Raw genomic sequence first — 26,926 nt, 5'->3', positions numbered from 1 at the left:
GATCACGCCGCCTGCTGCAAGTTGGAGTAGAAGTCTTCGACCCGCCCCCACGGCCAGTCCGGATGCTTGTTCCAGATGAGAGACGTCTCCGCCGCGGCATGGCGTAAGCGCGCGAGGTACAGCTGATCGTCCGCGATCTGGCGCTCACGCATTTTGATCAGGCCGTGGAACTCGATCCTGTTCATCGCTCGCGTCGACTTGATGATGCCGTCGACGCCGTCGAGCGCGTGCGCCTGGCGCAGATCGAACAAAGAGCCCTGTCTGGACCCGAACGACTTCACCGTGGCTTCCTGGGCGCGGCATAGGTGCTGCTTGATCGACTTCGACAGGTGCTGACGGACGATCTGCTCCACAAGCATGTCGTCGGCGAGGACACGGGGCAACGCCTGATCCACAGCGGCGGCGCGGTCGACGACCCCAGCCTTCTCGTTGCGGCCGGCAACGTCGGATATGATTTCAGCGAGAGACATCACAGCTTCTCCATCATGGCCGCGACGCTCTGCTGGCGACGGGCTTCGGCTTCGGGGAACAACGAATTGAAGTAGCCGAGCCACGTCACGGCGCTGGAGATCGTCTCGGCGGGAATGCCGTGCCCGACGAACTCTGCCCAGATGTCGGCTACGTCGCTCGGCGGCGGTGCGGACGCGAGCGTCACGATCGCCTGCATCACGCTTTCCCGAACCTGAGCGATGGCGAAGTCGAAGACGCGAGGGGTCGAAGGCGTCACCGCATCGTCTTCGGCCGCGTCACCGGCATCGCCGTCCTTTTCGAAACCGTTCTCGACTGTGGCCGTGGCAGACTCAAAGATCGGCGACGGTCCGGTGATCCTCCAGGTCGGCTCGATCGACACGATGTCGGCGTACTCGCCTCGCGCTTCGGCGACTGCGTGCTCCTGCGCTTCGAAGAAGCGGATATCGGCCACGACCGATGCGCTGCGCACGTCGGCACCGGCGCGGATCTCGCCGAGGAATATCCGCAACTGCTGCGAACGGCGACTTTCCGGTGCCGGACCGTATTCCGCGACCGGCGAGTCTGCCGGTTGTCTGTTCGCGAGCTTGCTGACGTCCATGATCGACGTCGATCGTCACGAAGCGTGCGCTCGCTGTCGTCGACGCCGAACTGGCCGAAGCCGAGCTCGCGCTCGCAGCCGCACAGCGTCGGGCGGCCGTTGCCGCGACCGCGTCGGCAGCGGCAACGGCCGAGGCCACCATCGCCGCTCGAGCCGGTGCGGCAGCGTCCAAGCTGTTCGCCGGTGGGCTCACGTTGATCGGAGGATCCGTCGCCGGCGGCGCGGCCGTTCTCATCATCGGCGCGCTGATCGGTGCGTATCTGCTGTACCGCAACGCGGCGGCAGAGGCCGAAGAGCGGAACAAGGCGACCGCGGTCTCGATGCGCGATACCGCGGAGGCCAGCCGGCGGCTCAACCAGGGGCTGATCGCTCTCGCGTCGACCGGCGCCGCCGCTGCCTCCGGCATCGCCCAGGCCGGTGGCTCGGCAAGTGCAGCGACCGGCAAGATGCTGACGTTCGCCGGCGCCGTAGGCGAGGCCGCGGAAAAGCTGCGGCAACTCGCCCAAGCGCGGCGTCGCGAACAGGTGCTCAGCTTCGCAGCCGACTCGGTCGCGGCGGAGAAGCGCGCCAACGAAGCACAGGCCCGCATCAATGCCAGGACAAGCTCGGGTCAGGCCGGGACGGCGAAGGGCGAAGTCGTGCCGATCCAGGAGGCCGACCGTCGTGCAAACGCCAATGACGCGCGCATCGTCGCTGAGAACCGGGGGCTGCAGCAGGCGAATTATCAGGCAGCGCAACGGGCCGCGAACATTCCGCTGGCAAGTCGGGTCCGCGAGAGCGACCGCATCGGCGGCCGCGACGTCGACGGCGATCTCGCGCGCGTCACGCGCGACCTGGTCGTGGCACGCCAGCGCGGCATCCGATCGCAGGTCGAATCCCTCGAGGCCCAGAAGTTCGAACTGACGCAGTACAAGGACTATCGGAAGAAGGGACTGTCGCCCCAGGCGGCGCAGGATGCCGCCAGCGCGGACGCCAACTCATTCCGTGGCGCATCGGCGGGTGCGCAGGGCGATCGTGACGCTAAGGCGAACCGTGCCGCCGGGAACAAGGCCACGCGTGAAGCTGCTGCTGCGCAACGCCGGGAGGCAACCGTTGTCCGGGACGCCGCCGCCGACGACCGCGCGTACAGTGCGGCCGAGCGGACGGCGAACAACGAGATCGCTGCTGCGAAGGCGGACCTAGCCAACTCGGCGGACGATCGCGCCAATATCGAGAAGGAGCGCATCGAGAGCGAACGCCGGAACCGCGCGAACGAGATCGCGGCTCAGGCGACTCAAGGGGGCTTGGGCGTCGGCAAGATCGCCGAGACGCGCAAGCTCGAACTGCAGGCCCTGAACGACAAGCGTGCCGAACTCGAAACGCAGGTCGTGGACGCGCGCGAGCGTCAGCGCGTTGCCGATGAAGCGGTGACGCTCGCGTCGGCCGATCGCGGCAACCAGGTCGAGTTGCTCCAGAAGCAGGCCGATCTGGTCACGTCGGCCGGAGCCCGTCGGGATCTCGAACGGCGGATCCTCGACATTCAGTACGACGAGGAACGCGCGAAGCTCGAAGGGGTAATTGCGTCGCGCGACACCAACGAGACGGACAAGAAGATCGCGCGGCGCAGGCTGGCCCTGCTCGGCGAGTTGCAGGCCGCAGACGAGAAGGGCGTCGATCAGAAGAACGCCGGGCCGGTCGCACAGTATCGCGAGCGGTTGAAGAACGCGACCGGCGACATGAAGGAGGCGCTCAACGGCGTCGTCGCCAACGGCCTCGGCAACGTCGAGGACGGCCTGCTCGGCATCGTCAACGGCACTGAGAGCGTCGGGTCGGCCTTCAAGAAGATGGCCGGGTCGATCATCGCGGATCTCGCGCGCATCGCGATCCAGAAGGCGATCCTGTCCGCGATCGGGACGAGCTTCCTCGGCTTTGCGGATGGCGGCTCGCTGTCGGGCATCCCCGGCCGGGCGGATGGCGGTTCGCTAGGCGGGATGATCAGCGGCCCTGGCAACGGCACCTTCGACAGCATCCTCGCGCTGCTGAAGGGTCCGGGCGGCGGGGCGGTCCGACTGTCCAATCGCGAGTTCATTATGAACGAGAGCGCGGTGAACTATTACGGGCCCGCCACGATGGCCGCGATCAATTCGAAGCGCCTGCCGAAGTTCGCGACCGGCGGCTCGCTCGGTGGTCGCGCGATCCCGTCGCTGCGTGCTCCGGCCATGCCGAGCCTTTCCGGGCTGTCGGCGGGTCGGCGGGACCGAATGTCGCTGGACGTCCGTGTGAAGACCGAGGCTTCGCCGCTGCTGGTCTCGACGGTGCAGGAAACCGCCCTGCGCACCGTCAGCGCCGCGGCTGATCCCATCATGGACGGCGCCCAGACGCGGACCATCCGGAAACTCAACCGCCCCGATCTACCTGGAGGATACGGCTGATGCTCGTAGAACTGCCGCGCTAGGCACGTGCAAGGATAGCAGATCTATCATCGTGCGGGCTCCCATGATCCATAAGGCGGTTGGTTGTCGGTGCCGAGCATTTGATCGGGCATCGGTGTTCCTCGAAGCACGTCAGCTAGGTCGTAAATTTCACCATCCCGGATGCCCCGCGAGCGGGTCATAAACGTATTCAGGTGAGCGAGCTCATTCGGCACCAGTTCACCGCGCGCCACGGCGGCGTCACGTCGCGCCGCGTATTCTGGGTCAGTTCGGTGATAGTTGAGGTCCCAGTGGACGGCGTGGGCATCAAGCCACATCTTCGCAGAGTGCCCAGGACGGCTAACCTCGAGCGAGAAATTGGTGACGTAGACAAGGTCGTCGGGGCTCGAATTGCTGCCCTCCTCGAGGTCCCAATCGATAGTCCCGAACCGAACGAGTTGGTCGAAAATCAGCTCAATCGCCGTTCCTAGATTGAACGGAACACCTTGTTCGTCGGTCACGAAATCATGCGGAGGCGCATGGCTGACTGTCCCGCCGCCATAGTCAAACCCGATGCTGCCCTCGCTACGCTGCAACGTTGCCGCCCGCAGATGTGGAACGTTTAATGCGACGGCATCTTGCGCATCATCGTACATCAGACCGAGCAAGAGGTTCGTCGCATCCGTGGGCGTCATATGCGGCGCACCTGGCCCCCTCGGGCCGCTGGTTATCAGCCCCGCCCCTCTAAGTACGGCCGCTGTGTTTCTCACTGTACCAATCGGAACGGTGAGTACCTCGGCAAAGCCGGCAACGAGATCAACGAGCCTTGTCATCTTAGCCACTTGGCCATGGAATGGTTTTGAGGTCAAGCCGCAAAACCCCTCACGTGGGTTTTTCCGGTCCTTCAGATTGTCGAGGTTTGATTGTCGACGGCTCTGGTTTCCGGTGGGGCTGCGTAGGAGTCGCCCTCCCCTTTGCCAGTGCCGCTGTCAGGTTAATGTCACGCGGCACGCCGATGTCGTGACAGATGCGGGCAAACTGAGTGCCGGCCCACGTGACGCGGAAGTTCGGCGGTTGATGATCGCGGCCAAGCAGGGTCAGCCAGAGCGTATCGAACGGATCGCAGTTCTTCGATAACGTGATTGAATAGAGGTACGCCAGCGCCAGGCGGACGCCATGTTCGGGTGGCTTCAGAGGACCGTCGGACTGCAGTTTCCTAATCGCGTTGTCGAGCACCAGCAGAGCGATGAACGTCGTTCGGTTAGGCTTGGACACGGCAACACGGCTCCGACTCGGCAGAGCGGCTATCTACGAAGTTCCGCGTTTGTTCTCAATTCGGAGCGTGTGATGAGGCGCCGGTGATCTCTTCAACCGCAGACGCGAGTCGGCGCATGACCTAGGCGGCGAAGCGATCGTCGCGAACATCGCGCTATGTGCTATTATAGACTCGATCGGCGAGTTCGCTTGGGAGATTTGCTATGTCCGATGAAGATACGCAGTGGCCTGCGCTGTCCGACGTCAATGCAGCGCGCGAGATCGTGCGTCTTGGCGAGATCAAAATGGAAGATCTGTTATCGATGGCGCTGGCGGCTGACACCCGGGCGAACACGCTGGCCTATACGTTCGCTACTGTGTCCGCGGCGCTCCTCGTTACCGCATTGGGTCTTGGAAACGTCGCCACACCCTCGCATCCGGCCGTATGGGCAGCGGGAGCCGCTGCCGCTACTTTTCTCGCCTCGGCCGGAATGGCAATGTGGGCGTCGCGCCCGACGCTGTTCTATACTCGGGGGTTCAACCCGCGCGACCTCGGTCCTCGCGCGCCAACTGAGATCGAGCTCTTGCGATGGGCAGCCGAGGATCTCGCAGATCGGATCGACGTGAACATCGCAGCGCAAACCCTGACGACTTCGCGCACGACGAAGGCGCACTGGTTCGGGGTTGTCGCGACAGCATCGGGACCGGCCGCTGCGCTCATCGCATGGTGCTGCGGCTAACCATTCTTGTGAACTGGTCGGTCTCGGGGTCGGTCGGCTCCTGGATTATTTCTCGGTTGAGACGGTTGAGGCGTTGGACTTGGCGTAGGTCGCGGCGTGGGCCGTGTCGGCTCGCTGGGTGGTCTCGCCATCGGTCACTCCTATTTGATTGGGGCAACCTACGGGGTCGCAGGATAATGTCGAGTCAGCCTGATACGGACGGCTAATGACGCGGCCCTCACGTTCTATAAAGGGCTCAGTTCGATGGGTACCCGATCAACCGAAGTCGAAATCCTCTTCCTGTGGCGCGGCGGTGGAAAACAGCACTGAAAGCGCGGCGTCTAGGTCGGAGCGAAGCGCAATCTTAGCTCCTCGAGGTCCCTTGGGTAAGAATCTCACGGCACCTCTGCGCTCCCACTCGCGCAATTGAACCGACGCTACACCAGTGTAGGCGAGCGCCAACTCGCGCGACATTCCGGCGGGCCAGTTTGGCAAAATCGAAACCGGACCAAACCTTGTCACCGTTTACTCCTCAACCGCGGTAGCCGGTAGGATCAGCGACGAATGCGTTGATGTCACTCTCATACCAAGCCACACACGCTGGTCCGAGACGAACCTTCGTAGGGAACGTCTTCTCCTCTCCACGGCGATAAATCGTGGCGCGAGACAGTCCGGTGCGTCGGCGGACTTCCGGAATGCGCAGAAGATTGTCGCCGCGGCGGTCGCCGGCGATCCGCGCAATTTTTGCCGCATCAACTGGGGCAGGATCTAGCGTCCGTGCTTCCGCGGGCGGAGCGGGGTCTGCACGAGTGCGAAGCGAACGCCGTTCGATCGCGCGCTTCTTTTGCTCAGCCGCCGCAGCGGACATGAGGATGTCCCCCAACCCTACCGCATTAAGCAGGTCGAGTTCGTGATCCGCTAGGCGAATTCCCTTCCCCTTGACCCCTGCGGACGTCCATCTGCGGGAAAGGTCGACAATGCTTCGTAGCAGGTCGTCCCGCGTCTCACCGTCCGTGAATGCTGAGTTGCTCATCGGCGTCATGCATGCCTATTTTGCCAGCGACGATTCTGGCCAGGAAAGCCCGCAGCCTAATCAGGTGGCTCGCTGATTGATACTAGATGGCAACGATGACGCTGATCGGGGGCCGACGGGTTCTCCGGGGCACTGGCTGGGATTAAGCATCGTATGGTTCAGCGGACCAAGAACGAGTTCTTAGATTTATCTGCCGTCATGCGGCGGCGCTTGGCTGCCAGAGTTTGGGTTCCTCTTCGCCTTCACGAAGAGGAGACGGAGGGCGAATACGGGGAGGTCGGGTACAAAACTCGCTTCGACGGCGCTCATTCGATCATGGTACCGGCTGAGCATCGCCAGCACGGTGAGAAATACGGATGGTCGTCAACCAGCGATGCACGCCCTTGGGCGGAAGCAGACTTTTACAAACCGGCCGACATTTACAGCCATAACCGCGAGACCGATGTCGGGATCAAACTCGTGCTTCGGCAAGATGCCGTTGGCGAAGCGGACGTTCACTGGCACCTTCATCAAGATCTCGTGATTGCCCTCCGGCTGACGCGGGAGAAAGATAGCTGGGTCCGGCCAGAAGAAGATTACGCGGAGGTTGTTCGGCTCCGGAGGGGGCAAGACGGGTTACCGTCCGCCATCGAAATCAAGGCCGAATACCTACGTGATTATCTCAACGCGCGAAACGCATCCCTCCGGATCGCATCATACTTTTCGAGACGAACAGTCGATACTGATATGTCTGAGCCACATTTTAAAGACGGCTCCGATATCGAAGAAGCCGATGGTGGACGCTACGAAAGCATGGCCTACGCCGTTGATTCGTCTGGTTCACCGTACGGATCCAAAGTGGCGATGTTCCGCATGTTCCGCACAGACGTCGACGGGGGCGAAGACGTCCCGTTAATGGGACCGGAGACCGGCGAGAATACCGATGGAGAGTCATGGACCCACGAAAGGGGCGGCGATAAATTCTGGAGTTTGAGCACCGAGTTTCTCCGGGACGAGTGGTTTGAGCAGGGGGCCGCAAGCCCTCGGGTACGTGGTGATCATGTACCCTCTCAAGTATCGTTCATTGTTGAAGCAGATGGGACCCGGCTCGGCGCGGACGACTTAGACGATCAAGACATCGGTCGGTGGCTTTGGTTTTCTCCGCAGGTGATAGTTGGGCTTGCTAATCGACGGGGCGGAAACTTACGCTGGTACACCCGCTTCACCGGTGGAATCGGGATCTCTGGCTACAGTCCTGTTCATTTTGGTCTGAACGAGCGAGGCCTAGTGAACATCTACGCCTACGATGTCGCGTCCCTGCCGGAGTGGGAAAGGCGGTACTGGGCCGGCTTCAACGTTGCACCTGAGGGAGGCGTTAGCGCCGAACTTTTGAGCGCGCAGGTCGACGCGGTCGTGGCAAAAACGACGGCACCGGAAAGCGATTTCGCGCCCGCACTGCATGCTGTCGCCGAGAGGTGGAAATCTCGGTACCAAACGGAGCTTCTCCGCGAGCATGACGAGGCGGGTACTATAAGCCGTCAAGTGCATCGTATGCGGGCGCTCGATGCCGCGGGGCTACTGGCGCTCGCGAAGGATATCGCGCGCCTCACGGCGGACTCGATCGATGCTAGTGTTGCTCAAGCGGTTGGACTTCCTCCGAAAGGCAACAAACCAGGCAGCCTGAAGTCTGTGGAACAAGCGCTCGCGACAATTTGCGGGCCGGCCTTGGCTAGGTCGGTGATGGGCCCTTTGTTCGCGGTGTATGAGCTACGGTTGTCGGATGCGCATCTGCCGCGGGCGGATAAAGCTCAGGAGTTTGACCTTTTAAAAATTCACGAGGATGATTTGCCCATCGTCCAAGGCTACAAAATGATCTGGGGCACCGTGGCCGCGCTCAATCAGATTGCAGCCGTCCTCGACGATTTTTATCCAGGATCCGAGAGATTCGAACGAGCGCGTTCCGCAGTTCCGCCCGCGTAGCGTGGGACCGCACCGGGACCGCAAATTGATCGATGTTCTCGACCCGTTCCAGGTAATTGCCTCCTATACGAGGCTGCATCGTCTGCTGTGCCGGTCGGAAAAGTGCAATCGCACTGCAGAGGTCCGGGGTTCGATTCCCCGTGGCTCCACCACGCGGCATATCGACAGCAGTCGACGAGCATCCAACACGTCGCGTGCGGAAGCTGCGCGCCGCGCCTGCCATGCGTGCGCCTTTCATGCGCGCGGTTGGCACGCTATCGTCCGGCATGGACGAATTGACGTGCAACGTGGTCGGCATCGACTTCCCCAACGCGGACAAGAGCAAGAGCAACCGCCGCATGGAATTGATGCTCTGCACTCCCGGCGAACCTGTCGACCTACGCCGCGAGCCGAAGAACCCGTATGATACGAATGCGGTGGCGGTGTTCAGCCAGCGCGCCGTGCAGATGGGCTATCTGTCCGCCGAACGTGCTCCGCTGATCGGACGGCGGATGCAGGAAGAGGAGCATGTCGCCATATTCCAGGCTCTGGTCGGCAGCTACGGCTATGTCCGCATCCGCTTCGGCGGCGGCGCACCGACACTGCCGGATCCCGAGGCATCCACGCCATCACGGTCTAGCCCAGCGTCGTTCGACCCGGATGCCTTCTTTCCCGACCCCGAGGGTCCCGAATCGGGCGCGTGACGCCCCACCCAATGGGATGAACTAGATACCCTGCGCAGTGACCACGCGACCGGTCGCTTCCAGATCGCGCGTCAGGTCCGCGAGGCAGCGGTCGACCAGCGCCTCGTCCGAACTCCGCACCACGAAGTTCGCGCCCGTCCTGCCATCGCGGAAGAACGGATAGCTCCCGATCGCGACGCCCTCATGCGTCTTCTCCGCATCGCGCAGGATATCCGCGACCTCACTCTCTGCGACCCAGCACCCGATCGTCTTAGAGACCACCGGCCGCCCGCCCTCGAGCGTCCCCGTCAGCGCATCGAGCATCCCCGCGGTAATGTGCGGCACGCCCGCCATGATGAAGATGTTGCCGATCCGAATCCCCGGCGCGCCTGACACCTTGTTGTCGATCAGGTCCGCCCCGACCGGCACCCGCGCCATCCGTGCCCGCGCTTCGGTAAGCCCGCCACGCGTCGCGTAATACGCCTCCAGCACCGCCATCGCGCGTGGATGGTGCTCGACCGCGACGCCCAGCGCCTCGGCGATCGCGTCCACCGTGATGTCGTCGTGAGTCGGCCCGATCCCGCCGGTCGTGAACAGATAATCGTTGCGCGTCCGCAAGGTGTTGACCGCCTCGACGATCGCCTCGGTCTTGTCGGCGACCACGCGCACCTCGGCGAGGCGGATGCCCTGCACGTTGAGCCAGGCCGCGATCTGCGCGACGTTCTTGTCCTGCGTGCGGCCCGACAGGATCTCGTCGCCGATGATCGTCAGCGCGGCCGTCCAGATGCGTTCCTCTACCATGCTCTTGGCATAGCCTCGCAAAACCGCGCCCGCCACGCTATATCGCGCGTCATGACCGAATATGTAACCGTCACCTCGGACCAGCCCGACGCGCGCACCGGCGCCATCAAGCTGCACGGCCCCGCCGCGTTCGCCGGCATGATGAAGGCGGGCAGGCTCGCCGCCGAGACGCTCGACATGATCGTGCCGCACATGGTGCCGGGCGTGACCACCGCCGAGATCGACCGGCTGATCTACGACTTCATCGTTGCCGGCGGCGGCGTGCCCGCGACGCTTGGCTATCGCGGCTACACGCACAGCGTCTGCATCTCGATCAACCACGTCGTCTGCCACGGCATCCCGAGCGAGAAGACGCTGAAATCGGGCGATATCGTCAACGTCGACGTCACGCCGTTGCTCGACGGCTGGCACGGCGACACGAGCCGGATGTACCTGATCGGCGACGTACCCATCAAGGCGCGCCGCCTCGTCGAAGTCACCTATGAATGCCTGATGATCGGCATCGAGCACGCCAAGCCCGGCAACCGCATGGGCGACGTCGCCAACGCGATCCAGCGCCATGCCGAAAAGCACCGCTACGGCGTGGTCCGCGATTTCTGCGGCCACGGCGTCGGCCGCCTGTTCCACGACGCCCCCGAAGTCGTCCACGTCGGCAAGCCCGGCACCGGCCCCGAGCTTCGCCCCGGCATGATCTTCACGATCGAGCCGATGATCAACATCGGTCGCCCCGACGTGAAGCTGCTCGACGATGGCTGGACGGCGGTCACGCGCGATCGCTCGCTGTCCGCACAGTTCGAGCATTCGATCGGTATTACGGAAGACGGCTGCGAGATCTTCACGCTCAGCCCCAAGGGCTACACGCAGCCGCCTTACGTATAGCGTCAGCCTGCGGACACGTTCTTCACCGTACAGTCGGTGATGACGTGGCCGCTATATTCGAACGAACCCTTGCCGTTCCAATCCTTCGCCACGGCAAGCGCGGCGCTGAAGTGGGCGAGATACGATCCGATTCCGGGTGGTGGCACCGAGACGACATATTGGCCGGTGACGTGCACGAGCAACGTGTCGTGTCCGAACCCGGTGTGCAGGATCGCACCCGTGACATGGGGAATGACGGTCGTGCCGTAAGGTGGTGGCAATGCTTGCGTGATTTGCGCCGATCCGGAGATTTGTCCGGTCGGTGCATTCACGCCGAGATCGAGATGAAGCGTCGGCGCGCCTGCAAATCCGCCATGCTTGACGTCCAGCTTTACTTGGTAATATCCAACCGGCTCGGTCATGAGTATTTCCTCCTCCAGATCCATTCTGATCCGTTACTGGAGTTCCTCACGGGACGACTGTCGAGTCCAGCGGGATTGGGTCCGAAACGAACCGGTCGAGACGCGTATGGACTGACCCCGAAACCTTTTACGCGGCTCCGCCACAGGAATCTGATGTACAAAGGGTGACGCGGACCGCCGGCACCGCTATCTGCCGCCCCATGACCGAGATCACACCGCAGATCGTCGCCGACCACGGCCTGTCCCCCGAAGAATATGAGCGCGTCCTGCGCGCCATCGGCCGCGAGCCGAACATGGTCGAGCTCGGCATCTTCTCGGTCATGTGGTCCGAGCATTGCAGCTACAAATCCAGCAAGATCCACCTGATGAAGCTCCCCACCAAGGGTCCGCGGGTCATCTGCGGCCCGGGCGAGAATGCCGGCGTCGTCGATATCGGCGACAATCAGGCGGCGATCTTCAAGATGGAGAGCCACAACCACCCCTCCTACATCGAGCCGTACCAGGGTGCTGCGACCGGCGTCGGCGGCATTCTGCGCGACGTCTTCACGATGGGCGCGCGGCCGATCGCGAACCTCAACGCGCTCCGCTTCGGCCGCCCCGATCACCCCAAGATGCGCCACCTGATCTCGGGCGTGGTCCATGGCATCGGCGGCTACGGCAATTGCGTCGGCGTCCCGACCGTCGGCGGCGAGGTGAATTTCCACAGCGCGTATGACGGCAACATCCTGGTCAACGCGATGACCGTCGGGATCGCCGATCAGGACAAGATCTTCTACTCGGCAGCCAGCGGCATCGGCAATCCGATCGTCTATGTCGGCAGCAAGACCGGCCGCGACGGCATCCACGGCGCGACGATGGCTTCGGCCGATTTCGGCGAGGATTCGGACGCCAAGCGCCCGACCGTCCAGGTCGGTGATCCCTTCACCGAGAAGCTGCTGATCGAAGCCTGCCTCGAGCTGATGGCGACCGATGTGATCGTCGCGATCCAGGACATGGGCGCCGCGGGCCTCACGTCTTCGGCCGTGGAAATGGCGTCGAAGGGCGGCGTCGGCATCGAGCTGACGATGGACGACGTGCCGCAGCGGGAGACCGGCATGACGCCGTACGAGATGATGCTCTCGGAATCGCAGGAGCGCATGCTGATGGTCCTGAAGCCCGGCCGCGAAGCCGAAGCCGAGGCGATTTTCAAGAAGTGGGAGCTCGATTTCGCGGTGATCGGCCGCGTCACCGATACCGGCCGCATGGTGCTGACGTTCAAGGGCGAGACCGTCTGCGACATCCCGCTCGGGCCGCTCGCCGACGAAGCGCCGCTCTACGATCGCCCGCACGTCCCGACGCCGAAGCCTGCGCCGCTCGCCAACGCGCCGCATAGCAGCGACATCGCCGCCGACCTGCTCACGTTGATGGGCTCGCCGGACGTCGCCTCGCGCCGCTGGATCTGGGAGCAGTACGACCACATGGTCGGTGCCGACACGGTGCAGCGCCCCGGTGGCGACGCCGCGGTCGTCCGCGTCCACGGTACGCAGAAGGCGCTGGCGATGACCACCGACTGCACCCCGCGTTACTGTTTCGCCGACCCGGTCGAGGGCGGCAAGCAGGCGGTCGCCGAAGCGTGGCGCAACCTGACCGCGGTCGGCGCACTGCCGCTTGCCGTCACCAACTGCCTCAACTTCGCCAACCCGCAGCGCCCCGAGATCATGGGGCAAATCGTCGGCTGCCTCGAAGGGATGAGCGACGCCTGCATCGCGCTCGACTTCCCGATCGTGTCGGGCAACGTCTCGCTCTACAATGAATCGAAGGCAACGGGTGGCGGGTCCGCGATCCTGCCGACGCCGGCAATCGGCGCGATCGGGCTGCTCGCGGATTGGCAAAAGAATGCGACGATCGCGTTCAAGGGCTCGGGCGACATCATCCTCGCGGTCGGCACGCGCGGCGGCCATCTCGGTCAGTCGCTATGGCTGCGCGAATGCCACGGCCGTGAACAGCTCGACGCCGGCCCGCCGCCACCCGTCGACCTCGCTGCCGAGCGCCGCGTCGGCGACCTGATCCGCGAGGCGATCGCGTTGGGTCAGCTGACCGCGGTTCATGACGTCTCCGACGGCGGCATCGCGGTGACGCTGGCCGAGATGGCGCTGGCCGGCGGGATCGGCGCGATGATCGACCGGAAGCAGCCCTTCGACTGCGCGCGCTCGTTCTTCGCCGAAGACCAAGGCGTCTACATCGTTACGGTCGACGACCATTCGCTGCTCGACTTCCTCGGCGCCGCGCATGCGGCGGACGTCGAAGCCGAACCCCTGGGTCGCACCGGCGGCAAGCGCCTGATCTTCGAACGCCCCGACCGCGACGACGTCGTCGCGTTGGATGCGCTGCGGACTGCCCACGAGGGGTTCTTCCCGAAGCTGATGGGCGTGGATGCAGCACTGGCATGAGGTGCTGGGCGGCGGCGATTGAGCGCGCGCGCCCAACAAGGAGGAACCACCCCGGCGAAGGCCGGGGCCCAACTGGGAAAGCCGCAGTAACGAAGCGCTGCCCTTCGCCATAACCGTCCCCCAATTGGGCCCCGGCCTCCGCCGGGGTGGTTGTCCTTGGGGGTAAGGCAGCAACCTCAAACCACAGAATGTTTCCCCGCGAAGGCGGGGACCCAGTCTGGGCTCCCGCCTTCGCGGGAGAACAAGGATGCGAGAGATGTCGTCCGATCGAGCTAAAGCAGAGCTCGGCGACCTCCCCCTCTCCGTCATCCCAGCGAAAGCCGGCATCTCCCGCATCGGGCCACAGCGCTCGCCAACAGCAATACCCCAGCTTCCCCTAGAGTAACGGGAGAGGCGGGCGGCTCGGAGGACAACAGGCGAGGTGCGGCAAGGCATCGCGTAGAAACGACAGGCGGCGGAGTTCACCGACCGGATAGCGGATCCACCAAAACGACACGCCACGCTACCCCAAGATACCCGTCAAACCGCCCTGTCCTACACCACCGCGATATGCCAGCGTCGAACCATGACCGCATTACTCTCCTACCGCGCTACCAAGACGCCGAGCCCGAACCTAAGCGTCGATCAAGCACCGCCCAAGTCCGTCCGACCCACCCAACACCGACCACTCTTACAGTGCAGCCAAACGCGACCACGTCATGGCTCACCCCCTGTAACGTCCCCGCGAAATACTGCGCCAGCGTCTGCACTTCATGCACTTCCGGCGTTCCGCATGACCCCCGCCCCCTCTAAAGTGGCCACGCTCGACGTCCTCCACGGCGCTGACGCAACGACGATTATCGGCGTCGAAAGCCCCCGAGTCCAACCAGCGCAACGCCCCCGCGAAATGCTGCACCAGCGTCTGCACTTCGTGCACTTCCGGCGTTCCGCATGACCCCCGCCCCCACCCGGATCGCCACGCTAGACCTCATCCGAGGCGTCGCCGTCATGGGTATCCTCGCTGCCAACATCGCCGCATTCGGCTTCCCCGAATTCGCCTACATGACCCCCGCCTCGATGGGTTCGCCGAGCACGCCCGACCTTATCGTCTGGACCACCACCTTCATCGTCATCGACGGCAAGATGCGCGGGTTGTTCTCGTTCCTGTTCGGCGCATCGATGCTGCTGGTCATCGACCGGGCCGAGGCGAGCGGCGAAGACCCGGCGACCGTCCACCTGCGCCGCATGGCGTGGCTGTTCGTGTTCGGCATCGCGCATTTGTACCTGCTGTGGTGGGGCGACATCCTTGCGCACTACGCTCTGGTCGGCGCGCTCGCGTACATGTTCGCGCGGTTGCCGGTGCGCTGGCTGATCGGCGTCGGGCTCACCTGCATCGCGCTCCAGACGGTCGAGCTGACGACGCTCGTCGCCTACACGTTCGACCTTCACGCCGCCGCGCACCGGCCCGGTGCAACGGCGCGGATCATCGCCAACTGGCAATCGCTGGCGGATCAGTTCGGCCAGCCCTCCCCCGCCGGTGTCGCGCGCGAACTGGCCTCAGGGCGCGGCGGATGGAGCGATATGGTCGCGTGGCGCTGGACGCACGCGGTCGGGCCGATCACGTCGCTGACCGCCACCGGCCCGGAAACGCTCGGCTTCATGCTGCTCGGCATGGCCGGGTTGCGATCCGGCTTCCTGACCGGCGAATGGTCACGAAAGCGCTATGCCGTCGTGGCCGTCACCGGCGTCCCGATCGGCTGGGCCGCCTACGCCGCCATCGCGACCTTCGACATCGCCCACGGGTTCGACGCACGGTACGTCGCCCTGTCGTGGTTGACGCTTGCCACCCCGCTCAGGCCGCTCACGATCATGGGCTATGCGGCCGCGATCATCCTGTTCGCACGACCCGGCGGCTGGCTGACGACTCGCGTCTCCGCTGCAGGTCGGATGGCGTTCTCGAATTATCTCGGCACGACGGTCCTCTGCACCACCATCTTCTACGGCTACGGCTTCGGACTGTACGGCGACCTCTCCCGCGCCCAGCTATACCTCGTCGTCGTGCCGATCTGGTTGCTGATGCTATTCTGGTCAAAGCCGTGGCTCGACCGCTTCCGCTACGGTCCGCTCGAATGGCTATGGCGCAGCCTCTCCCGCTTCGCGTGGCAGCCGATGCGCGGTTCGGCATTCACGGCCAGCCGATGACGCTATTTGCGAATAAGACGCAAAACAGCTTGCGAGTAGTTCGCATTATCCGTATCCCGTGCTTACAGCTAGGGAGTTCCCATGGTCGTCTGCGTTTGCAATGCCATACGAGAATCCGACGTTCGCAACTGCGCACGCGGCGGTTGCACGACACCGTGCCAGGCATTCCGTTCGATGGGCCGAAAACCCAAATGCGGGCAGTGCACGTCGATAGCGCGAGCGATTATCGACGAGGAACGCGCCGCTGCATAAGCGTCGCAACAGCTAAGAAAGCCCGGAAAACCGCCATTTTTGGGGGTTGTGCTAATCTGTGTCAGCCCGCTACATGTCTGTCAGAGGTGACGGAGATATGGCCATGCGCGGCGACCCACAAGTAATCGAATTCCTGAACGAGGCGCTCAAGAACGAGCTGACCGCGGTCAACCAATATTGGCTCCATTACCGGATGCTCGAGCATTGGGGCGTCTACAAGCTCGCCCAGTACGAGCGGATGGAATCGATCGACGAGATGAAGCACGCCGACTGGCTGTCGGAGCGCATCCTGTTTCTCGATGGCCTGCCGAACTTCCAGCTGCTCGGCCGCCTTCGCATCGGTGAGACCGTCGAGGAGGTCCTGAAGTCGGATCTGGCGCTCGAAGTCGAGGCCACCGTCCAGCTCAAGGGTGCGATCTCGTACTGCGAAGAGGTCAAGGACTATATCAGCCGCGACCTGTTCGCGCGCATCCTCGCCAGCGAGGAAGAGCATGTCGACACGCTCGAGCGCCAGTTCGAGATGATCGCGCGGATGGGTATCCACAACTACATCCAGCTCAACTCGATCTCGGAACATGATTCGCCCAAGGCGGGCGCGGCGCCGTATCTGAAGGGCTGATCCGCCCCCCCTGTCATCTCGCTGAAAGGTGAGATGGCAGGGCTGCGTTGTCCGCCAGTCTGGCGACGAATTTATTCCCCGCCGAACCCGGTCGGTACGGCGCGACGACCAAACCCACCGCCCGCAACGGGCTTGCGCACTGCGACCGGATTGGCCTCGCGCTCCAGCAGCGTCAGCGTCTCGACGAACAGCGGCCGCAACCGAACGATATGCTCCAGCGCCTCGTCGGGCGTGTCCTGCATTTCCAGGCAATCGCGCGCAATCGCCTCGATCGCCTCGGCCAGATCGGCGAGCGGCTCCGCCCCAAACTGCCGCGCTTCACCCTTCAACGTATGCGCGGGGATCACCATCGCTGCCGCATTGAGCGCACGCATCGCCGCCTCGATCGCAGCAACCGACTTCACGCCGTCCTCACGAAAATATCCGAGAATGCGGCCAAATCCCGCGCCGAGTTCGTTGCGCGCCTGCACGAACGCGGGCCAATTGATCAGGGTGCTTCCCTCGAACGCCACTGTCGCCTTCTCCCGTTAAGCAAATAGCGCCATGAAGGTCAGAGCCGTATCATACATAACCTAGGTAAACACAGTGTTGAAAAACTAACGACAAGTTACGACAAAGAATGAAATAGATACATCCAAAACGATTTCTATCGTTGCATTCGCGGACGCCGCGACCGCCGCGAGTTCGGTCGGGGCTTGAGGGTCGTCCGCTATCACCTCGACGCGGGTCGCACCGGCCCGCAACGCGCGGGCGAGCCGTACCGCAGGCCAAGGACAGCGCATGCCCCTGGCGTTGATACGGACCACGCCCGACACCACGCCTAGTGGCCGCCGCCGCCCTTGCCGTCGTCGTACGGATTCTTCGGCGCGCGGAACATGAGTCGGACGGGGACCGCGCCGAAACCGAGATCCTTACGCATCGAATTGACCAGATACCGCTCGTAGCTTGCCGGCAGCTGATCGACGCGCGTGCCGAAGATGACGAAGCTCGGCGGACGCGTCTTGACCTGCGTGACGTAGCGCATCTTGATCCGCTTGCCGCCGGGTGCTGGCGGTGGGGTCGCCTCGATCGCACGCTCGAACCAGCGGTTGAGTTCGCCGGTGCCGACACGCTTCGACCATGCATCACGCGTGTCGAAGCAGGCTTGCAGCAATTGGTCGATGCCCTTGCCGGTCGCGCCGGACACGGTCATCACGGTGACGCCCTTTACCTGCGACAAGCCGTCTTCAAGCGCGCGTTTGACGCCGTTGAACAGCGACGACGCGCTTTCCGCTATGTCCCATTTGTTAAGCGCGATGACGAGCGCGCGGCCCTCCTGCAGCACCTTGTCGGCGATGCGGAGATCCTGCGCCTCGAGACCCAGCGTGGCGTCGAGCAGCAGCACGACGACCTCGGCGAAGTCGACCGCGTGGAGCGCGTCCTCGACCGACATCTTCTCGAGCTTGTCCTGCACCTTGGCGCGCTTGCGCATGCCGGCAGTGTCGATCAGGCGGACCTTCCGCGCTTCGCCGCCGGTCGGATGCCAATCGTAATCGACGCTGATCGAATCGCGCGTGATGCCGGCTTCGGGACCGGTAATCATGCGGTCCTCGCCGAGGATGCGGTTGACGAGCGTCGACTTGCCGGCGTTCGGACGACCGACGATCGCGAGCTTCAGCGGGCCCTCATATTCGTTGTCGGGCTGTTCCTCGGGCGGCTCTTCCTTGCCTTCGAGCAGCGGGAGCAGGCCTTCGAACAGGTCGCCTAGACCTTCGCCGTGTTCCGCCGACAGCTGGACCGGATCGCCGAAGCCGAGCGCCAATGATTCGAGGATGCCGTCTTCGCCAGCGCGGCCCTCGGCCTTGTTGGCGACGAGAAGAACGGGGACGTCGGCGGTGCGCAGCCAGCGCGCGATCTCTTCGTCGAGCGGGACGATACCGGCGCGCGCGTCGAACAGGAACAGCGCGACATCGGCTTGTTCGACGGCGGCTTCGGTCTGCTGGCGCATCCGGCCGGGCAGTGTCTGCGCATCGTGGTCTTCATAGCCGGCGGTGTCGATGATGCGGAATTCGAGGCCGATCAGCGACGCGTCGCCTTCACGGCGATCACGCGTGACGCCGGGCCGATCGTCGACCAGCGCGAGCTTCTTGCCGACGAGGCGGTTGAAAAGAGTCGACTTGCCGACATTTGGGCGGCCGACGATCGCGACCACGGGGAGTTTGGACATGGCGTGCCCTTAGCGCGGGAACGCGCTGGCGTCACTAAGTCCCTCGCCCCTCTGGGGAGAGGGAGGAGCCTTAGGCGACGGAAGGGTGAGGGGTAGTTGGCACGAGCGATCCTAGCCTCGCTCCCCTCTCCCTTCCCACTGCAAGCGCGGCGGGCCCCTTCCCTCTCCCCGGAGGGGCGAGGGAGTCTACGTCACCGGTACGCGGTGACCTTGCCCTTCTGGTCGAGCGTGTAGAGCGTCGAGTTCGCCACGATCGGCGGCAGCGAGAACGGCGTCTTCGTCTCGATCGTCGAGCTTACCGTGCCATCGGTCGGCGAGACGAAATTGATCTCTCCGCGCGAGTTGGTCAGGACGAGGCGGTTGCCGGCCAGGATCGGACCGAACCACGTGACCGCGTTGCTACGCTTCTTCTCGTTCTGAAACCGCTTCAACTGGGCGATCCAGCGAGCCTTGCCATTCGAACGCGACAGGCAGACGAGCTTGGCATCGTCGGTCACAACGAACAGCCACTCGCCCGCGATCCACGGGGTCGAGATTCCCGCGAAGTTCTGCTCCCACAGACGCTGTCCGGTCGACAGTTCGAGCGCGACCATGCGACCGCCCTGCCCGACCGCATAGACGCGGCCCCCGTCGATGACCGGTGCGGCGTCGATGTCCGACAGGCTCGACACCGACGTCGTGATCGAGGTGCGCGACAGCGCATCCTGCCACAGGATACGGCCGTTCTCGTAGCGATACGCGCTGAGTTCGCCGCTGGAGAAGCCGGCGACCACGGTGCCCTGGCTCACAGCGGGTGCCGCGACGCCGAACACGCCCTGTGTCTCGAGCGTGCCGGACTGGACCCACTGGACCTTGCCGTCGGTCTGGTTGAGCGAGAAGACCTGGTTGTCCTGCGTGAGGACATAGACCGCGCCATTGGCGACCGTTGGCGAACCACGGAGCGGCGCGCCGGGCTTGGCGCGCCAGAGGATCTTGCCATCCGCTGCATTCATCGCGACGACGTCGCCGACACCGTCGGTGGCGTAGAGCTTGCCATCGTCATAGCTGACGCCGCCGCCGAAGCGCGCCGCCTTGTTGAGCTTGCCCTCGGTGATCCCCGCGCTCCACAGCGCGGCGCCGGTGTCGGCGGTGAAGGCATGGATCGTCGCGGTGACGTCGGTGACGAACAACTTGCCGTCGGCAACGACCGGGGCTGCGCCGAGACGCTCGCGGTTCGAGCCGCCGTCGATCCCGGCCTGCCAGAGACGCTTGGGCTGATCCGCGAGCGCGAGCTGGCCCATCGACTTGGCGGGGTTGCCGCCGGGCTGGGCCCAGGCGTCGTTGACCGCAGGCGCCGGCAACAGGACCTGGACGTCGGCGATCGTCTTGTCGGTCTCGACCTCGTTCTCCGACACCAGGATCGACACGCGGTCGCCCAGCGTCGGCGTCTTCTTCACGCTGCCCTTGAAAATCCCGCAACCGCTGAGCGCCACCAGCGCGGCGACGGCGACCGTCACCCGATATGTCTTCATCATTGCGCCTTGGTATCCTCGTTTGATGCAGCCGGAGTGATCACCCTGGCAGTAGCGCCCGTGCTGGCAACAGCGTCCACACCCAGTACGCCAGCCATCTGAACCGCGCGTTGACGGATCGTCTCGGGCACGCCGGTATCGCGCGCGACCTGGCCGAACATGGTCCCCGCCTGCTGACGCTGGTTCATACGGAGATAGGAGATCGCGACCATCTCACCCGCGCTACCGAGCCACGGACCACCGGGCACTGCCAGCGGACGAAGCCGCTCGACGACGACCTGCGGCTTCAGCGTGTCGAACTCGGCCGAAGTCTGGCGAACCAGCGCGAGATCGCGGAACGGCTTTGCCAGCGACGTATCCGCGGCGATCGAACCAAGCTTGGCAGCCGCCCCCTTCAGGTCGTCCTTCTGGAGGAGGACGTCGGCCTGCGTGAACAGCGCGAGTGCGCGGTAGCCGTCGCGGTTCGACTTGGCGAGTTCCGCCAGCGGCTTCGACGCGGCCGCAGCGTTGTTCGCACCGAGCGAATCGTAAGCGGCCTGAAGCTGCTCGCCTTCGACACCAGCGGCCTCGCCATTGTGATGCTGCCAGTAGAGAAAGCCGGCGAGAGCCGCGAGTGCGGCGACGACGCCGACTACGACCCATTTGCCCCAGTTCGTCCAGAACCCGGCGAGCTGGTCGCGTCGCAGTTCTTCGTCGACCTCACGCAGGAATGCTTGATCGGTTTTCGGCGGCAGGGCCAAGGAATGCTCCGGGAATAGTGAGGGGGTGGGCGGCGCGGACCTTAGACGCGCCGGAACCGAAACGGAAGCGGATCAATCCTTGGGCGCGTAGACCTGCTCCGCACCCGGAAACGCGCGCGATCGGACGTCGTCCGCATAGGTCTGCGTCGCGGAGGAAATCGTGTCGGCGATGTCGGCGAACCGCTTCACGAACTTCGCGGTCCGCTCGAACATCCCCAGCATGTCCTCGGTCACCAGCACCTGGCCGTCGCACTGCGCCGATGCACCGATGCCGATCGTCGGGCAGTCGATGGTATTGGTGATCTCGATGGCGATCGGCTCGACCACGCCTTCGATCACCAGCGAGAACGCGCCGGCCTCAGCGATGCCCTGCGCGTCGGCGACGATCTTGGCGGCTTCCTCGGGCGTGCGACCGCGGGCACCGTAGCCGCCGAGGATGTTGACCGCCTGTGGGGTGAGTCCGACATGGCCCATCACCGGGATACCACGCTCGGTCAGGAACTTGACGGTCGGCGCCATTGCGGTGCCGCCTTCGAGCTTCACCGCCGCTGCGCCGGTCTGCTTGAGCAGGAACGCCGCGCTTTCGAACGCCTTTTCGGGCGACGCTTCGTAGCTGCCGAACGGCATGTCGATCACGACCACCGCATGATAGCTGCCCCGCACCACCGCCGCGCCGTGCGCCGCCATCATGTCCAGCGTTACGGGCACGGTCGAGGGCAAGCCGTAGATCACCTGTCCCAGGCTATCGCCGACTAGCAGCATGTCGCAGTGCGGGTCGAGCAACTGCGCCGTGCGAACCGTGTAGGCGGTGAGCATGACGAGCGGCGTCTTGCCCTTCTGGCGGCGGATCGCGGGGATCGTCAGGCGCTTGAGCGGCGCGGGCGTCGGGTTGGCGCGACTCGTCGCGGTGTCGAGGGTGTAGGTCGTGGACATGGCGGCGCTAATAGCGTGCGGCGTCGCGCTCGCCCAGTGTCGTGCGCGTCATACTGCCCAGCCCTTTAGCCGCGCATGGCCGACGAGCCAGAGCGTGAACGCCGCGACCGCGATGATGACGAAGGGCAAGCCCAGCGTCTCGCTCGCACCCTTGTGCGCGACGATGTCGGTCGAGGCGAACAACCAGCCGAACTGCGCGATCGTCGCCACCAGCGACGCGATCAGGAACGGACGGGCGCTGGCACGCCGCATGAACAGCAGCACCGCGCCGATCAGGCCGGTAAGGACCGCGACGGCGAACAACGGATCATACCAGTTGGGCAACGCCGCATAGAGCGCCCGGTCATAGGCGCTGGACTGCCCCATCGCGTCGGCGCCGAGTCTAAGCTGTTGCAGACACATGAAACAGCCGACGAGCCCCCAGAGAACGAGCACGCCTGTCGTCATGCGAAACCACAAGGGCCCCTGTCGTACGAAAAACATGTCGCCGCCCCTGAGTGTTTATTGGCAGCAGACTGCGCTCGGCGAGGGCTTTACGCAAGAGGACGTGGGCACGCAGCAAGAAGTCCTGGATCCGGAACCGGAGGGACATCGGAAGCTTCCGACTGCGACGTCCCTCCGGGCCGTATTCAACACCTATCGCACCCAACCTGAACGCGTCGTGACGCAACGCGTGTCGCGATCAGAACGATCGCGACACGGTCAGGCCATAGGTGCGCGGATCGCCGGGCTGTCCGACGACCAGGCCGGTGCTGCCGGACTGTAGCGCGAGCACTTCATAGTAGTTGTGGTCGAACGCGTTACGCAGCCAGCCGAACACGTTCCAGCTGTCCTTCGCCTTGAATCCCAAGCGGAAGTTACTGAGCGCATAGCCTTTGATGTCGGTGTAGAGCGAGCGCGACGGGTTGGACGAGAAGGTCGAGCGGTAGCTGCCGTCATAGCCGAGATACACCTGGCCATCGAGCCCGCCGATCGTGGCTGGCAGATCGTATTCGGCGCCGTAGGAGAACGCCCACTTCGACACGCCGGGCAGGCGCTGACCGGAGATGTCGCAATTGGCCGGGCTGACCGTCCCCGTCCCTGCCGGACCTGGCAGGCTGGTCGCCGTCGGGGCAGACCCTCCCGATAGCTCAGGCGGGCAAGGCGCGTCGACGAACTTCACGTATTTCGCGTCGGTATAGGCTCCGTTCGCGTAGACGCTGAACCGTTCGGTGGGGCGGAAGGCCGAATCGAACTCCAGACCGCGAGTCCGCACCTTGCCGGCATTAGCGAGATAGCCGCGCAACACGCCAAGCTGGCCGTTGGTGACGGTCGCTTGGTAATCGCTGATCTCGGTCCAGAAGCCGGCGAGGTTGAGCGTCAATCGACGATCGAGGAACTGCGTCTTCAAGCCGAGTTCGTAGTGATTGACCTTCTCGGGCTTCACCGTGGCGGCCGATAGGATCGGATTGTTGCTACCGTCGAGCGGCAGGCCGGACAGGTTGATCCCGCCGGATTTGTAGCTGCGCGCATAGGTCGCATAGGCGTGGATGTCGGAGGTCACGGTGTAGGCCGCCGTAATGTCGCCCGACAGGTTCCAGTTGTCGAAATCGGGCCGGTAGCTCTGCGGCGCGAGCACACCGCGCTGGTCGTTGAATCTTGCCTCACCGGTGACGAGTTCGCCGGCACCGGTCGTCACGACCGAGACATAGTCGCCCTTCTTCTTGTCGTAGTTGAGGCGCAGGCCCGGCGTGATCTGGAACCGGTCGCTCACGTTCCAGGTCAGCTTGCCGAACAGCGCCGCGCTGGTGTTCTTGAAGCCGATCGTGTTGCGCGCGTTCAGGCCGTTCAGCGTCGCCGGATTTTTCCCGCCCGTGCTGGTCGGGTTAAGCAGGAACGCGCTTGCCGCGGCCCCCTGGACCTGAAGCCCTTGCGTATCGATCGTCTGGTAGAAGTAGAACGCGCCGAGCACGTAATCGAGCGTGTGCTTGCCGTTCGAGGCGATCCGCAACTCCTGGCTGTACTGCGTCTGCTGCGACGGATTGGCGGACACGGTGGTGATCGGCAGGCCGATGAAGTCGCGATCGTTCGACGGATCCCAATGCCAGAACCGCCACGCGCTGACCGACGTGATCGTCGCCGCGCCGAGGTCCAGGTTGCCGAGCAGCGATACGCCGCCCAGTTCCTGCTTCACGCGCAACGGCGTATCGACGTCGGTCACCCGGTCGAACGCGTTGGTCGACGGTACGACATAGCCTTGGGCGGCAGCGAGCGCGGCATATTGCCGGATCAGCGGCCGCTGAGTCGGGCCGGTGCGCACGTAATATTGCACGCAGCAGTTCGGGTTCTGCTGGCCGTAATCGCCCGACAGCGCCAGATCGAGCGTCTCGGTCGGCTTCCAGTAGAGCTGTCCGCGGACGCTCTTGTTGTCCTGTGCGTTCAGGTTCTTGCCGGTCACGACGTTGTGGATAGTGCCGTCGCGCTCGGTCACCGATGCAGACAACCGGATCGCGAGCTTGTCGGGGATCAGCGGGCCCGACACCGACGCCTTGGCCTGGATAAACTGATAGTTGCCCGTCGTGAGCTCGATCCGTGCCTCGGGCGTAAAGCTGGGCTGGCGGGTCGTGATGTTGATCGCGCCGGCGGTGGTGTTCTTGCCGTAGAGCGTGCCCTGGGGTCCGCGAAGGACCTCGATACGCTCGGTATCGGTGAAGTCGAACGTCGCCGAGGCGATCCGGCTGTAATAGACTTGGTCGACATAGATGCCGACGCCCTGCTCGATCCCGTCGTTGGTCAGGCCGAACGGTGCGCCCAGGCCGCGGATGTTGGCGGCGGAATTGCGCGGGTTGGTCGAGTAGAATTGCAGCGTCGGCTGGAGCTGCGTCAGGCGGCTGACATTGTACGCGCCAGTCTCGGCGAGTGCGGTGCCGCCGATGACCGACATCGCGATCGGGACGGTCTGGATCGTTTCTGCGCGACGGCGCGCGGTAACGACGACATCGCCGCCACCGCCCTGCTGCTGATTGCCTAAGCGACCATTGGCCTGTGCGTCAGCTTGCTCGCCAGCGGGCGTCTGCGGCGGAACGGCCGGCGTTGATACGGTAGCGGCCTGACCGGCAAGCAACAGCGCAAGCGTAAGCGACATGAATGTTTTCCCCTGAACCTTGCCGCGCAAAGTCTAGTAATTCAGGGGATATTCAATGCGAGCATGTCTTGGGTGGCGGAAAGCACGACTTGTCTCCCTCCCCCGCGGGAGAGGGAGCGGTGTTCAGACCAAGCGGCTCTGCTTGACCGCGGCCTCGATGAAGCTGGCGAACAGGGGATGCGGGTCGAACGGCTTGGACTTCAGTTCGGGGTGGAACTGAACGCCGACGAACCAGGGGTGATCGGGGCGTTCGACGATCTCGGGCAGCGTGCCGTCTGGGGACATGCCGGAGAACACGAGGCCGCCCTGTTCGAGCGCTTCCTTGTACCCGGTGTTGACCTCATAACGGTGACGATGGCGCTCCGAAATCTCGGTGCCGCCATAGATCGACGCGACCACGCTGTTGCCGTCGAGCTTGGCGTCATACGCGCCGAGCCGCATCGTGCCGCCCATGTCGCCCTCGGCCGCACGCGTCTCGAGGCCTTCGCGGCCCATCCATTCGGTGATCATGCCGACCACCGGTTCGTCGGTCGGGCCGAACTCGGTCGACGAGGCATTGGGGATGCCGGCGAGATCGCGGGCCCCCTCGACGCAGGCCATCTGCATCCCGAAGCAGATCCCGAAATACGGGATCTTCCGCTCGCGGGCGAACTTCACGGAGGCGATCTTGCCTTCCGCGCCGCGCTCGCCGAACGCGCCGGGGACTAGGATCGCGTCGCACGGCTCGAGCTGGCCAGCGATGTCGCTCTCGGCGTTCTCGAACAGCTCGGCATCGATCCAGCGGACGTTGACCTTCACGCGATTCGCGATGCCGCCATGGACCAGCGCTTCGTTGAGCGACTTGTACGCATCCTGGAGGCCGACATACTTGCCGACCACGCCGATCGTGACTTCGCCTTGCGGGTTGGTCAGCCGGTCCATGATCTCGGTCCAGCGGGACAGATCGGGCGCCTCGGCGGGCTCGATCCCGAACGCGCGGAGCACTTCGATGTCGAGGCCTTCGCCGTGATACTGGAGCGGCACCGCGTAGATGCTCTTCGCGTCGAGTGCGGGGATGACCGCGCTGGCGGGGACGTTGCAGAACAGCGCGATCTTGGCGCGCTCCGATGGCGGCAGCGGGTGTTCGCAGCGGCAGACGAGGACGTCGGGCTGCACGCCGAGCGCCGCGAGTTCGCGAACCGAATGCTGCGTCGGCTTGGTCTTCAGCTCGCCGGCCGCCGCTATGTACGGCACCAGGGTCACGTGGATGCTGATCGCCTTGCCGCGACCTTCCTCGTTCTTGAGCTGGCGAATCGCCTCGATGAACGGCAGCGATTCGATATCGCCGACGGTGCCGCCGATCTCGCAGAGCACGAAGTCGATATCGTCGGTCTCGGCGCGGGCGAATGCCTTGATCGCGTCGGTGACGTGCGGGATGACCTGCACGGTCGCACCGAGATAATCGCCGCGACGCTCGCGCGTGATGATCTGCTGATAGATTCGACCCGAGGTCACATTGTCCGACTGGCGCGAGGGAACGCCGGTGAAGCGCTCGTAATGGCCGAGGTCGAGATCGGTCTCGGCACCGTCGTCGGTGACGTAGACCTCGCCGTGCTGATACGGCGACATCGTGCCGGGATCGACGTTAAGATACGGATCGAACTTCCGAATCCTGACGGTATACCCGCGTGCCTGGAGGAGAGCGGCAAGCGATGCCGCCATGAGACCTTTACCGAGCGACGAAACCACGCCCCCGGTGATGAAAATGTACCGAGCCATGGGAAG

At 64.2% G+C, this 26,926-nt stretch carries 25 protein-coding genes; 9 read left to right on the top strand and 16 right to left on the bottom strand.

All coding sequences use genetic code 11. The features are described 5' to 3' along the window. Positions 1 to 2: 2 nt before the first annotated feature. Positions 3 to 470: a hypothetical protein gene (locus tag E5673_RS08965; RefSeq protein ID WP_136189722.1), complete on the bottom strand. Its 468-nt coding sequence runs from the start codon at positions 468 to 470 to the stop codon at positions 3 to 5. Further along, positions 470 to 1,069: a hypothetical protein gene (locus E5673_RS08960; protein WP_136189721.1), complete on the bottom strand. Its 600-nt coding sequence runs from the start codon at positions 1,067 to 1,069 to the stop codon at positions 470 to 472. Before E5673_RS08960 ends, E5673_RS08965 begins: the two co-directional genes overlap by 1 nt. 194 nt (positions 1,070 to 1,263) lie before the next feature. On the opposite strand from E5673_RS08960, the gene E5673_RS08955 reads away from it, so the two are divergent. Further along, the gene (locus E5673_RS08955) at positions 1,264 to 3,480 is read left to right on the top strand and encodes a phage tail tape measure C-terminal domain-containing protein (protein ID WP_136189720.1); all 2,217 of its coding nucleotides are present in this window, start codon (positions 1,264 to 1,266) and stop codon (positions 3,478 to 3,480) included. Between the two features lie 47 nt (positions 3,481 to 3,527). Here E5673_RS08955 and E5673_RS08950 read toward each other — a convergent pair whose 3' ends face one another. Next, positions 3,528 to 4,154, bottom strand: a complete 627-nt coding sequence (locus E5673_RS08950; RefSeq protein ID WP_136189719.1) for a hypothetical protein — start codon at positions 4,152 to 4,154, stop codon at positions 3,528 to 3,530. 187 nt (positions 4,155 to 4,341) lie between these two features. Continuing rightward, positions 4,342 to 4,734, bottom strand: a complete 393-nt coding sequence (locus E5673_RS08945) for a hypothetical protein (protein ID WP_136189718.1) — start codon at positions 4,732 to 4,734, stop codon at positions 4,342 to 4,344. 203 nt (positions 4,735 to 4,937) lie between these two features. Here E5673_RS08945 and E5673_RS08940 point away from each other — a divergent pair, with 203 nt between their 5' ends. Next, the gene (locus E5673_RS08940; RefSeq protein ID WP_136189717.1) at positions 4,938 to 5,453 is read left to right on the top strand and encodes a hypothetical protein; all 516 of its coding nucleotides are present in this window, start codon (positions 4,938 to 4,940) and stop codon (positions 5,451 to 5,453) included. 511 nt (positions 5,454 to 5,964) lie between these two features. Here E5673_RS08940 and E5673_RS08930 read toward each other — a convergent pair. Then, the gene (locus tag E5673_RS08930; RefSeq protein WP_247599636.1) at positions 5,965 to 6,474 is read right to left on the bottom strand and encodes an AlpA family phage regulatory protein; all 510 of its coding nucleotides are present in this window, start codon (positions 6,472 to 6,474) and stop codon (positions 5,965 to 5,967) included. A 144-nt stretch (positions 6,475 to 6,618) separates the two neighbouring features. Between E5673_RS08930 and E5673_RS08925 the strand changes: the two genes are divergently transcribed. Both E5673_RS08925 and E5673_RS08920 read left to right on the top strand, forming a co-directional pair. Next, a complete protein-coding gene (locus E5673_RS08925; protein ID WP_136189716.1) occupies positions 6,619 to 8,424 on the top strand; it encodes a hypothetical protein in 1,806 nt (601 codons plus the stop codon). 266 nt (positions 8,425 to 8,690) lie between these two features. Next, positions 8,691 to 9,107 carry an HIRAN domain-containing protein gene (locus E5673_RS08920; protein ID WP_136189715.1) on the top strand — a complete coding sequence of 139 codons (417 nt, stop codon included), beginning with the start codon at positions 8,691 to 8,693 and terminating at the stop codon, positions 9,105 to 9,107. 21 nt (positions 9,108 to 9,128) lie between these two features. Here the strand turns inward: E5673_RS08920 and E5673_RS08915 are convergent, their stop codons facing one another. Then, positions 9,129 to 9,887: a molybdopterin-binding protein gene (locus tag E5673_RS08915; protein ID WP_136189714.1), complete on the bottom strand. Its 759-nt coding sequence runs from the start codon at positions 9,885 to 9,887 to the stop codon at positions 9,129 to 9,131. A 51-nt stretch (positions 9,888 to 9,938) separates the two neighbouring features. Here E5673_RS08915 and map point away from each other — a divergent pair, with 51 nt between their 5' ends. Next, a complete protein-coding gene (gene map / locus E5673_RS08910) occupies positions 9,939 to 10,766 on the top strand; it encodes a type I methionyl aminopeptidase (protein ID WP_136189713.1) in 828 nt (275 codons plus the stop codon). A 2-nt stretch (positions 10,767 to 10,768) separates the two neighbouring features. Here the strand turns inward: map and E5673_RS08905 are convergent, their stop codons facing one another. Beyond that, on the bottom strand, positions 10,769 to 11,167 hold the full coding sequence (locus E5673_RS08905; RefSeq protein WP_056062662.1) for a DUF1842 domain-containing protein: 399 nt from the start codon (positions 11,165 to 11,167) through the stop codon (positions 10,769 to 10,771). Positions 11,168 to 11,367: 200 nt separating this feature from the next. On the opposite strand from E5673_RS08905, the gene purL reads away from it, so the two are divergent. From purL to bfr, 4 genes are all read left to right on the top strand, one after another. Further along, the gene (gene purL, locus E5673_RS08900) at positions 11,368 to 13,596 is read left to right on the top strand and encodes a phosphoribosylformylglycinamidine synthase subunit PurL (protein WP_136189712.1); all 2,229 of its coding nucleotides are present in this window, start codon (positions 11,368 to 11,370) and stop codon (positions 13,594 to 13,596) included. A 930-nt stretch (positions 13,597 to 14,526) separates the two neighbouring features. Continuing rightward, positions 14,527 to 15,777, top strand: coding sequence for a DUF418 domain-containing protein (locus tag E5673_RS08895; RefSeq protein WP_136189711.1), 1,251 nt, complete (start codon positions 14,527 to 14,529; stop codon positions 15,775 to 15,777). Between the two features lie 81 nt (positions 15,778 to 15,858). Next, positions 15,859 to 16,029 (top strand): (2Fe-2S)-binding protein, encoded by a 171-nt coding sequence (locus E5673_RS19970; RefSeq protein WP_082441433.1) that lies wholly within the window; start codon positions 15,859 to 15,861, stop codon positions 16,027 to 16,029. 103 nt (positions 16,030 to 16,132) lie between these two features. Beyond that, the gene (gene bfr / locus E5673_RS08885; protein WP_056486959.1) at positions 16,133 to 16,648 is read left to right on the top strand and encodes a bacterioferritin; all 516 of its coding nucleotides are present in this window, start codon (positions 16,133 to 16,135) and stop codon (positions 16,646 to 16,648) included. A gap of 71 nt (positions 16,649 to 16,719) precedes the next feature. Here the strand turns inward: bfr and E5673_RS08880 are convergent, their stop codons facing one another. The 9 genes from E5673_RS08880 to E5673_RS08840 all read right to left on the bottom strand — a co-directional run bounded on the left by E5673_RS08880 (position 16,720) and on the right by E5673_RS08840 (position 26,920). Further along, a complete protein-coding gene (locus tag E5673_RS08880; protein ID WP_136189710.1) occupies positions 16,720 to 17,160 on the bottom strand; it encodes an Hpt domain-containing protein in 441 nt (146 codons plus the stop codon). 84 nt (positions 17,161 to 17,244) lie between these two features. Then, positions 17,245 to 17,454: a sulfurtransferase TusA family protein gene (locus E5673_RS08875; protein ID WP_348769895.1), complete on the bottom strand. Its 210-nt coding sequence runs from the start codon at positions 17,452 to 17,454 to the stop codon at positions 17,245 to 17,247. A 14-nt stretch (positions 17,455 to 17,468) separates the two neighbouring features. Further along, entirely contained in the window at positions 17,469 to 18,854 is a 1,386-nt protein-coding gene (gene der / locus E5673_RS08870; protein WP_136189709.1) for a ribosome biogenesis GTPase Der, read from the bottom strand. A 191-nt stretch (positions 18,855 to 19,045) separates the two neighbouring features. After that, positions 19,046 to 20,368 (bottom strand): PQQ-binding-like beta-propeller repeat protein, encoded by a 1,323-nt coding sequence (locus tag E5673_RS08865; RefSeq protein ID WP_136189708.1) that lies wholly within the window; start codon positions 20,366 to 20,368, stop codon positions 19,046 to 19,048. Then, positions 20,365 to 21,105 carry a tetratricopeptide repeat protein gene (locus E5673_RS08860; protein ID WP_133018941.1) on the bottom strand — a complete coding sequence of 247 codons (741 nt, stop codon included), beginning with the start codon at positions 21,103 to 21,105 and terminating at the stop codon, positions 20,365 to 20,367. The genes E5673_RS08865 and E5673_RS08860 overlap by 4 nt, the downstream gene beginning before the upstream one ends. 72 nt (positions 21,106 to 21,177) lie before the next feature. Next, a complete protein-coding gene (panB, locus tag E5673_RS08855; protein WP_136189707.1) occupies positions 21,178 to 22,038 on the bottom strand; it encodes a 3-methyl-2-oxobutanoate hydroxymethyltransferase in 861 nt (286 codons plus the stop codon). A gap of 48 nt (positions 22,039 to 22,086) precedes the next feature. Next, positions 22,087 to 22,521 (bottom strand): hypothetical protein, encoded by a 435-nt coding sequence (locus E5673_RS08850; RefSeq protein ID WP_244186737.1) that lies wholly within the window; start codon positions 22,519 to 22,521, stop codon positions 22,087 to 22,089. 199 nt (positions 22,522 to 22,720) lie between these two features. Continuing rightward, positions 22,721 to 25,162: a TonB-dependent receptor gene (locus tag E5673_RS08845; RefSeq protein ID WP_136189706.1), complete on the bottom strand. Its 2,442-nt coding sequence runs from the start codon at positions 25,160 to 25,162 to the stop codon at positions 22,721 to 22,723. A 123-nt stretch (positions 25,163 to 25,285) separates the two neighbouring features. Continuing rightward, complete coding sequence (locus tag E5673_RS08840) at positions 25,286 to 26,920, bottom strand: CTP synthase (RefSeq protein WP_056050854.1); 1,635 nt, start codon at positions 26,918 to 26,920, stop codon at positions 25,286 to 25,288. Between the last annotated feature and the right edge of the window lie 6 nt (positions 26,921 to 26,926).

Origin of the sequence: Sphingomonas sp. PAMC26645 (assembly GCF_004795835.1) — a bacterium.
Lineage (GTDB): Bacteria > Pseudomonadota > Alphaproteobacteria > Sphingomonadales > Sphingomonadaceae > Sphingomonas.
This window is presented reverse-complemented; position numbering and strand designations above follow the sequence as displayed.

What these genes read in the sequence shown, in the direction of transcription:
- E5673_RS08965 (WP_136189722.1), bottom strand. Translation starts at nt 470, where the DNA reads ATGTCTCTCGCTGAAATCATATCCGACGTTGCCGGCCGCAACGAGAAG.
- E5673_RS08960 (WP_136189721.1), bottom strand. Translation starts at nt 1,069, where the DNA reads ATGGACGTCAGCAAGCTCGCGAACAGACAACCGGCAGACTCGCCGGTC.
- E5673_RS08950 (WP_136189719.1), bottom strand. Translation starts at nt 4,154, where the DNA reads ATGACGCCCACGGATGCGACGAACCTCTTGCTCGGTCTGATGTACGAT.
- E5673_RS08940 (WP_136189717.1), top strand. Translation starts at nt 4,938, where the DNA reads ATGTCCGATGAAGATACGCAGTGGCCTGCGCTGTCCGACGTCAATGCA.
- E5673_RS08930 (WP_247599636.1), bottom strand. Translation starts at nt 6,474, where the DNA reads ATGACGCCGATGAGCAACTCAGCATTCACGGACGGTGAGACGCGGGAC.
- E5673_RS08925 (WP_136189716.1), top strand. Translation starts at nt 6,619, where the DNA reads ATGGTTCAGCGGACCAAGAACGAGTTCTTAGATTTATCTGCCGTCATG.
- E5673_RS08920 (WP_136189715.1), top strand. Translation starts at nt 8,691, where the DNA reads ATGGACGAATTGACGTGCAACGTGGTCGGCATCGACTTCCCCAACGCG.
- E5673_RS08915 (WP_136189714.1), bottom strand. Translation starts at nt 9,887, where the DNA reads ATGGTAGAGGAACGCATCTGGACGGCCGCGCTGACGATCATCGGCGAC.
- map (WP_136189713.1), top strand. Translation starts at nt 9,939, where the DNA reads ATGACCGAATATGTAACCGTCACCTCGGACCAGCCCGACGCGCGCACC.
- E5673_RS08905 (WP_056062662.1), bottom strand. Translation starts at nt 11,167, where the DNA reads ATGACCGAGCCGGTTGGATATTACCAAGTAAAGCTGGACGTCAAGCAT.
- purL (WP_136189712.1), top strand. Translation starts at nt 11,368, where the DNA reads ATGACCGAGATCACACCGCAGATCGTCGCCGACCACGGCCTGTCCCCC.
- E5673_RS08895 (WP_136189711.1), top strand. Translation starts at nt 14,527, where the DNA reads ATGACCCCCGCCCCCACCCGGATCGCCACGCTAGACCTCATCCGAGGC.
- E5673_RS19970 (WP_082441433.1), top strand. Translation starts at nt 15,859, where the DNA reads ATGGTCGTCTGCGTTTGCAATGCCATACGAGAATCCGACGTTCGCAAC.
- bfr (WP_056486959.1), top strand. Translation starts at nt 16,133, where the DNA reads ATGCGCGGCGACCCACAAGTAATCGAATTCCTGAACGAGGCGCTCAAG.
- der (WP_136189709.1), bottom strand. Translation starts at nt 18,854, where the DNA reads ATGTCCAAACTCCCCGTGGTCGCGATCGTCGGCCGCCCAAATGTCGGC.
- E5673_RS08865 (WP_136189708.1), bottom strand. Translation starts at nt 20,368, where the DNA reads ATGATGAAGACATATCGGGTGACGGTCGCCGTCGCCGCGCTGGTGGCG.
- panB (WP_136189707.1), bottom strand. Translation starts at nt 22,038, where the DNA reads ATGTCCACGACCTACACCCTCGACACCGCGACGAGTCGCGCCAACCCG.
- E5673_RS08850 (WP_244186737.1), bottom strand. Translation starts at nt 22,521, where the DNA reads ATGTTTTTCGTACGACAGGGGCCCTTGTGGTTTCGCATGACGACAGGC.
- E5673_RS08845 (WP_136189706.1), bottom strand. Translation starts at nt 25,162, where the DNA reads ATGTCGCTTACGCTTGCGCTGTTGCTTGCCGGTCAGGCCGCTACCGTA.
- E5673_RS08840 (WP_056050854.1), bottom strand. Translation starts at nt 26,920, where the DNA reads ATGGCTCGGTACATTTTCATCACCGGGGGCGTGGTTTCGTCGCTCGGT.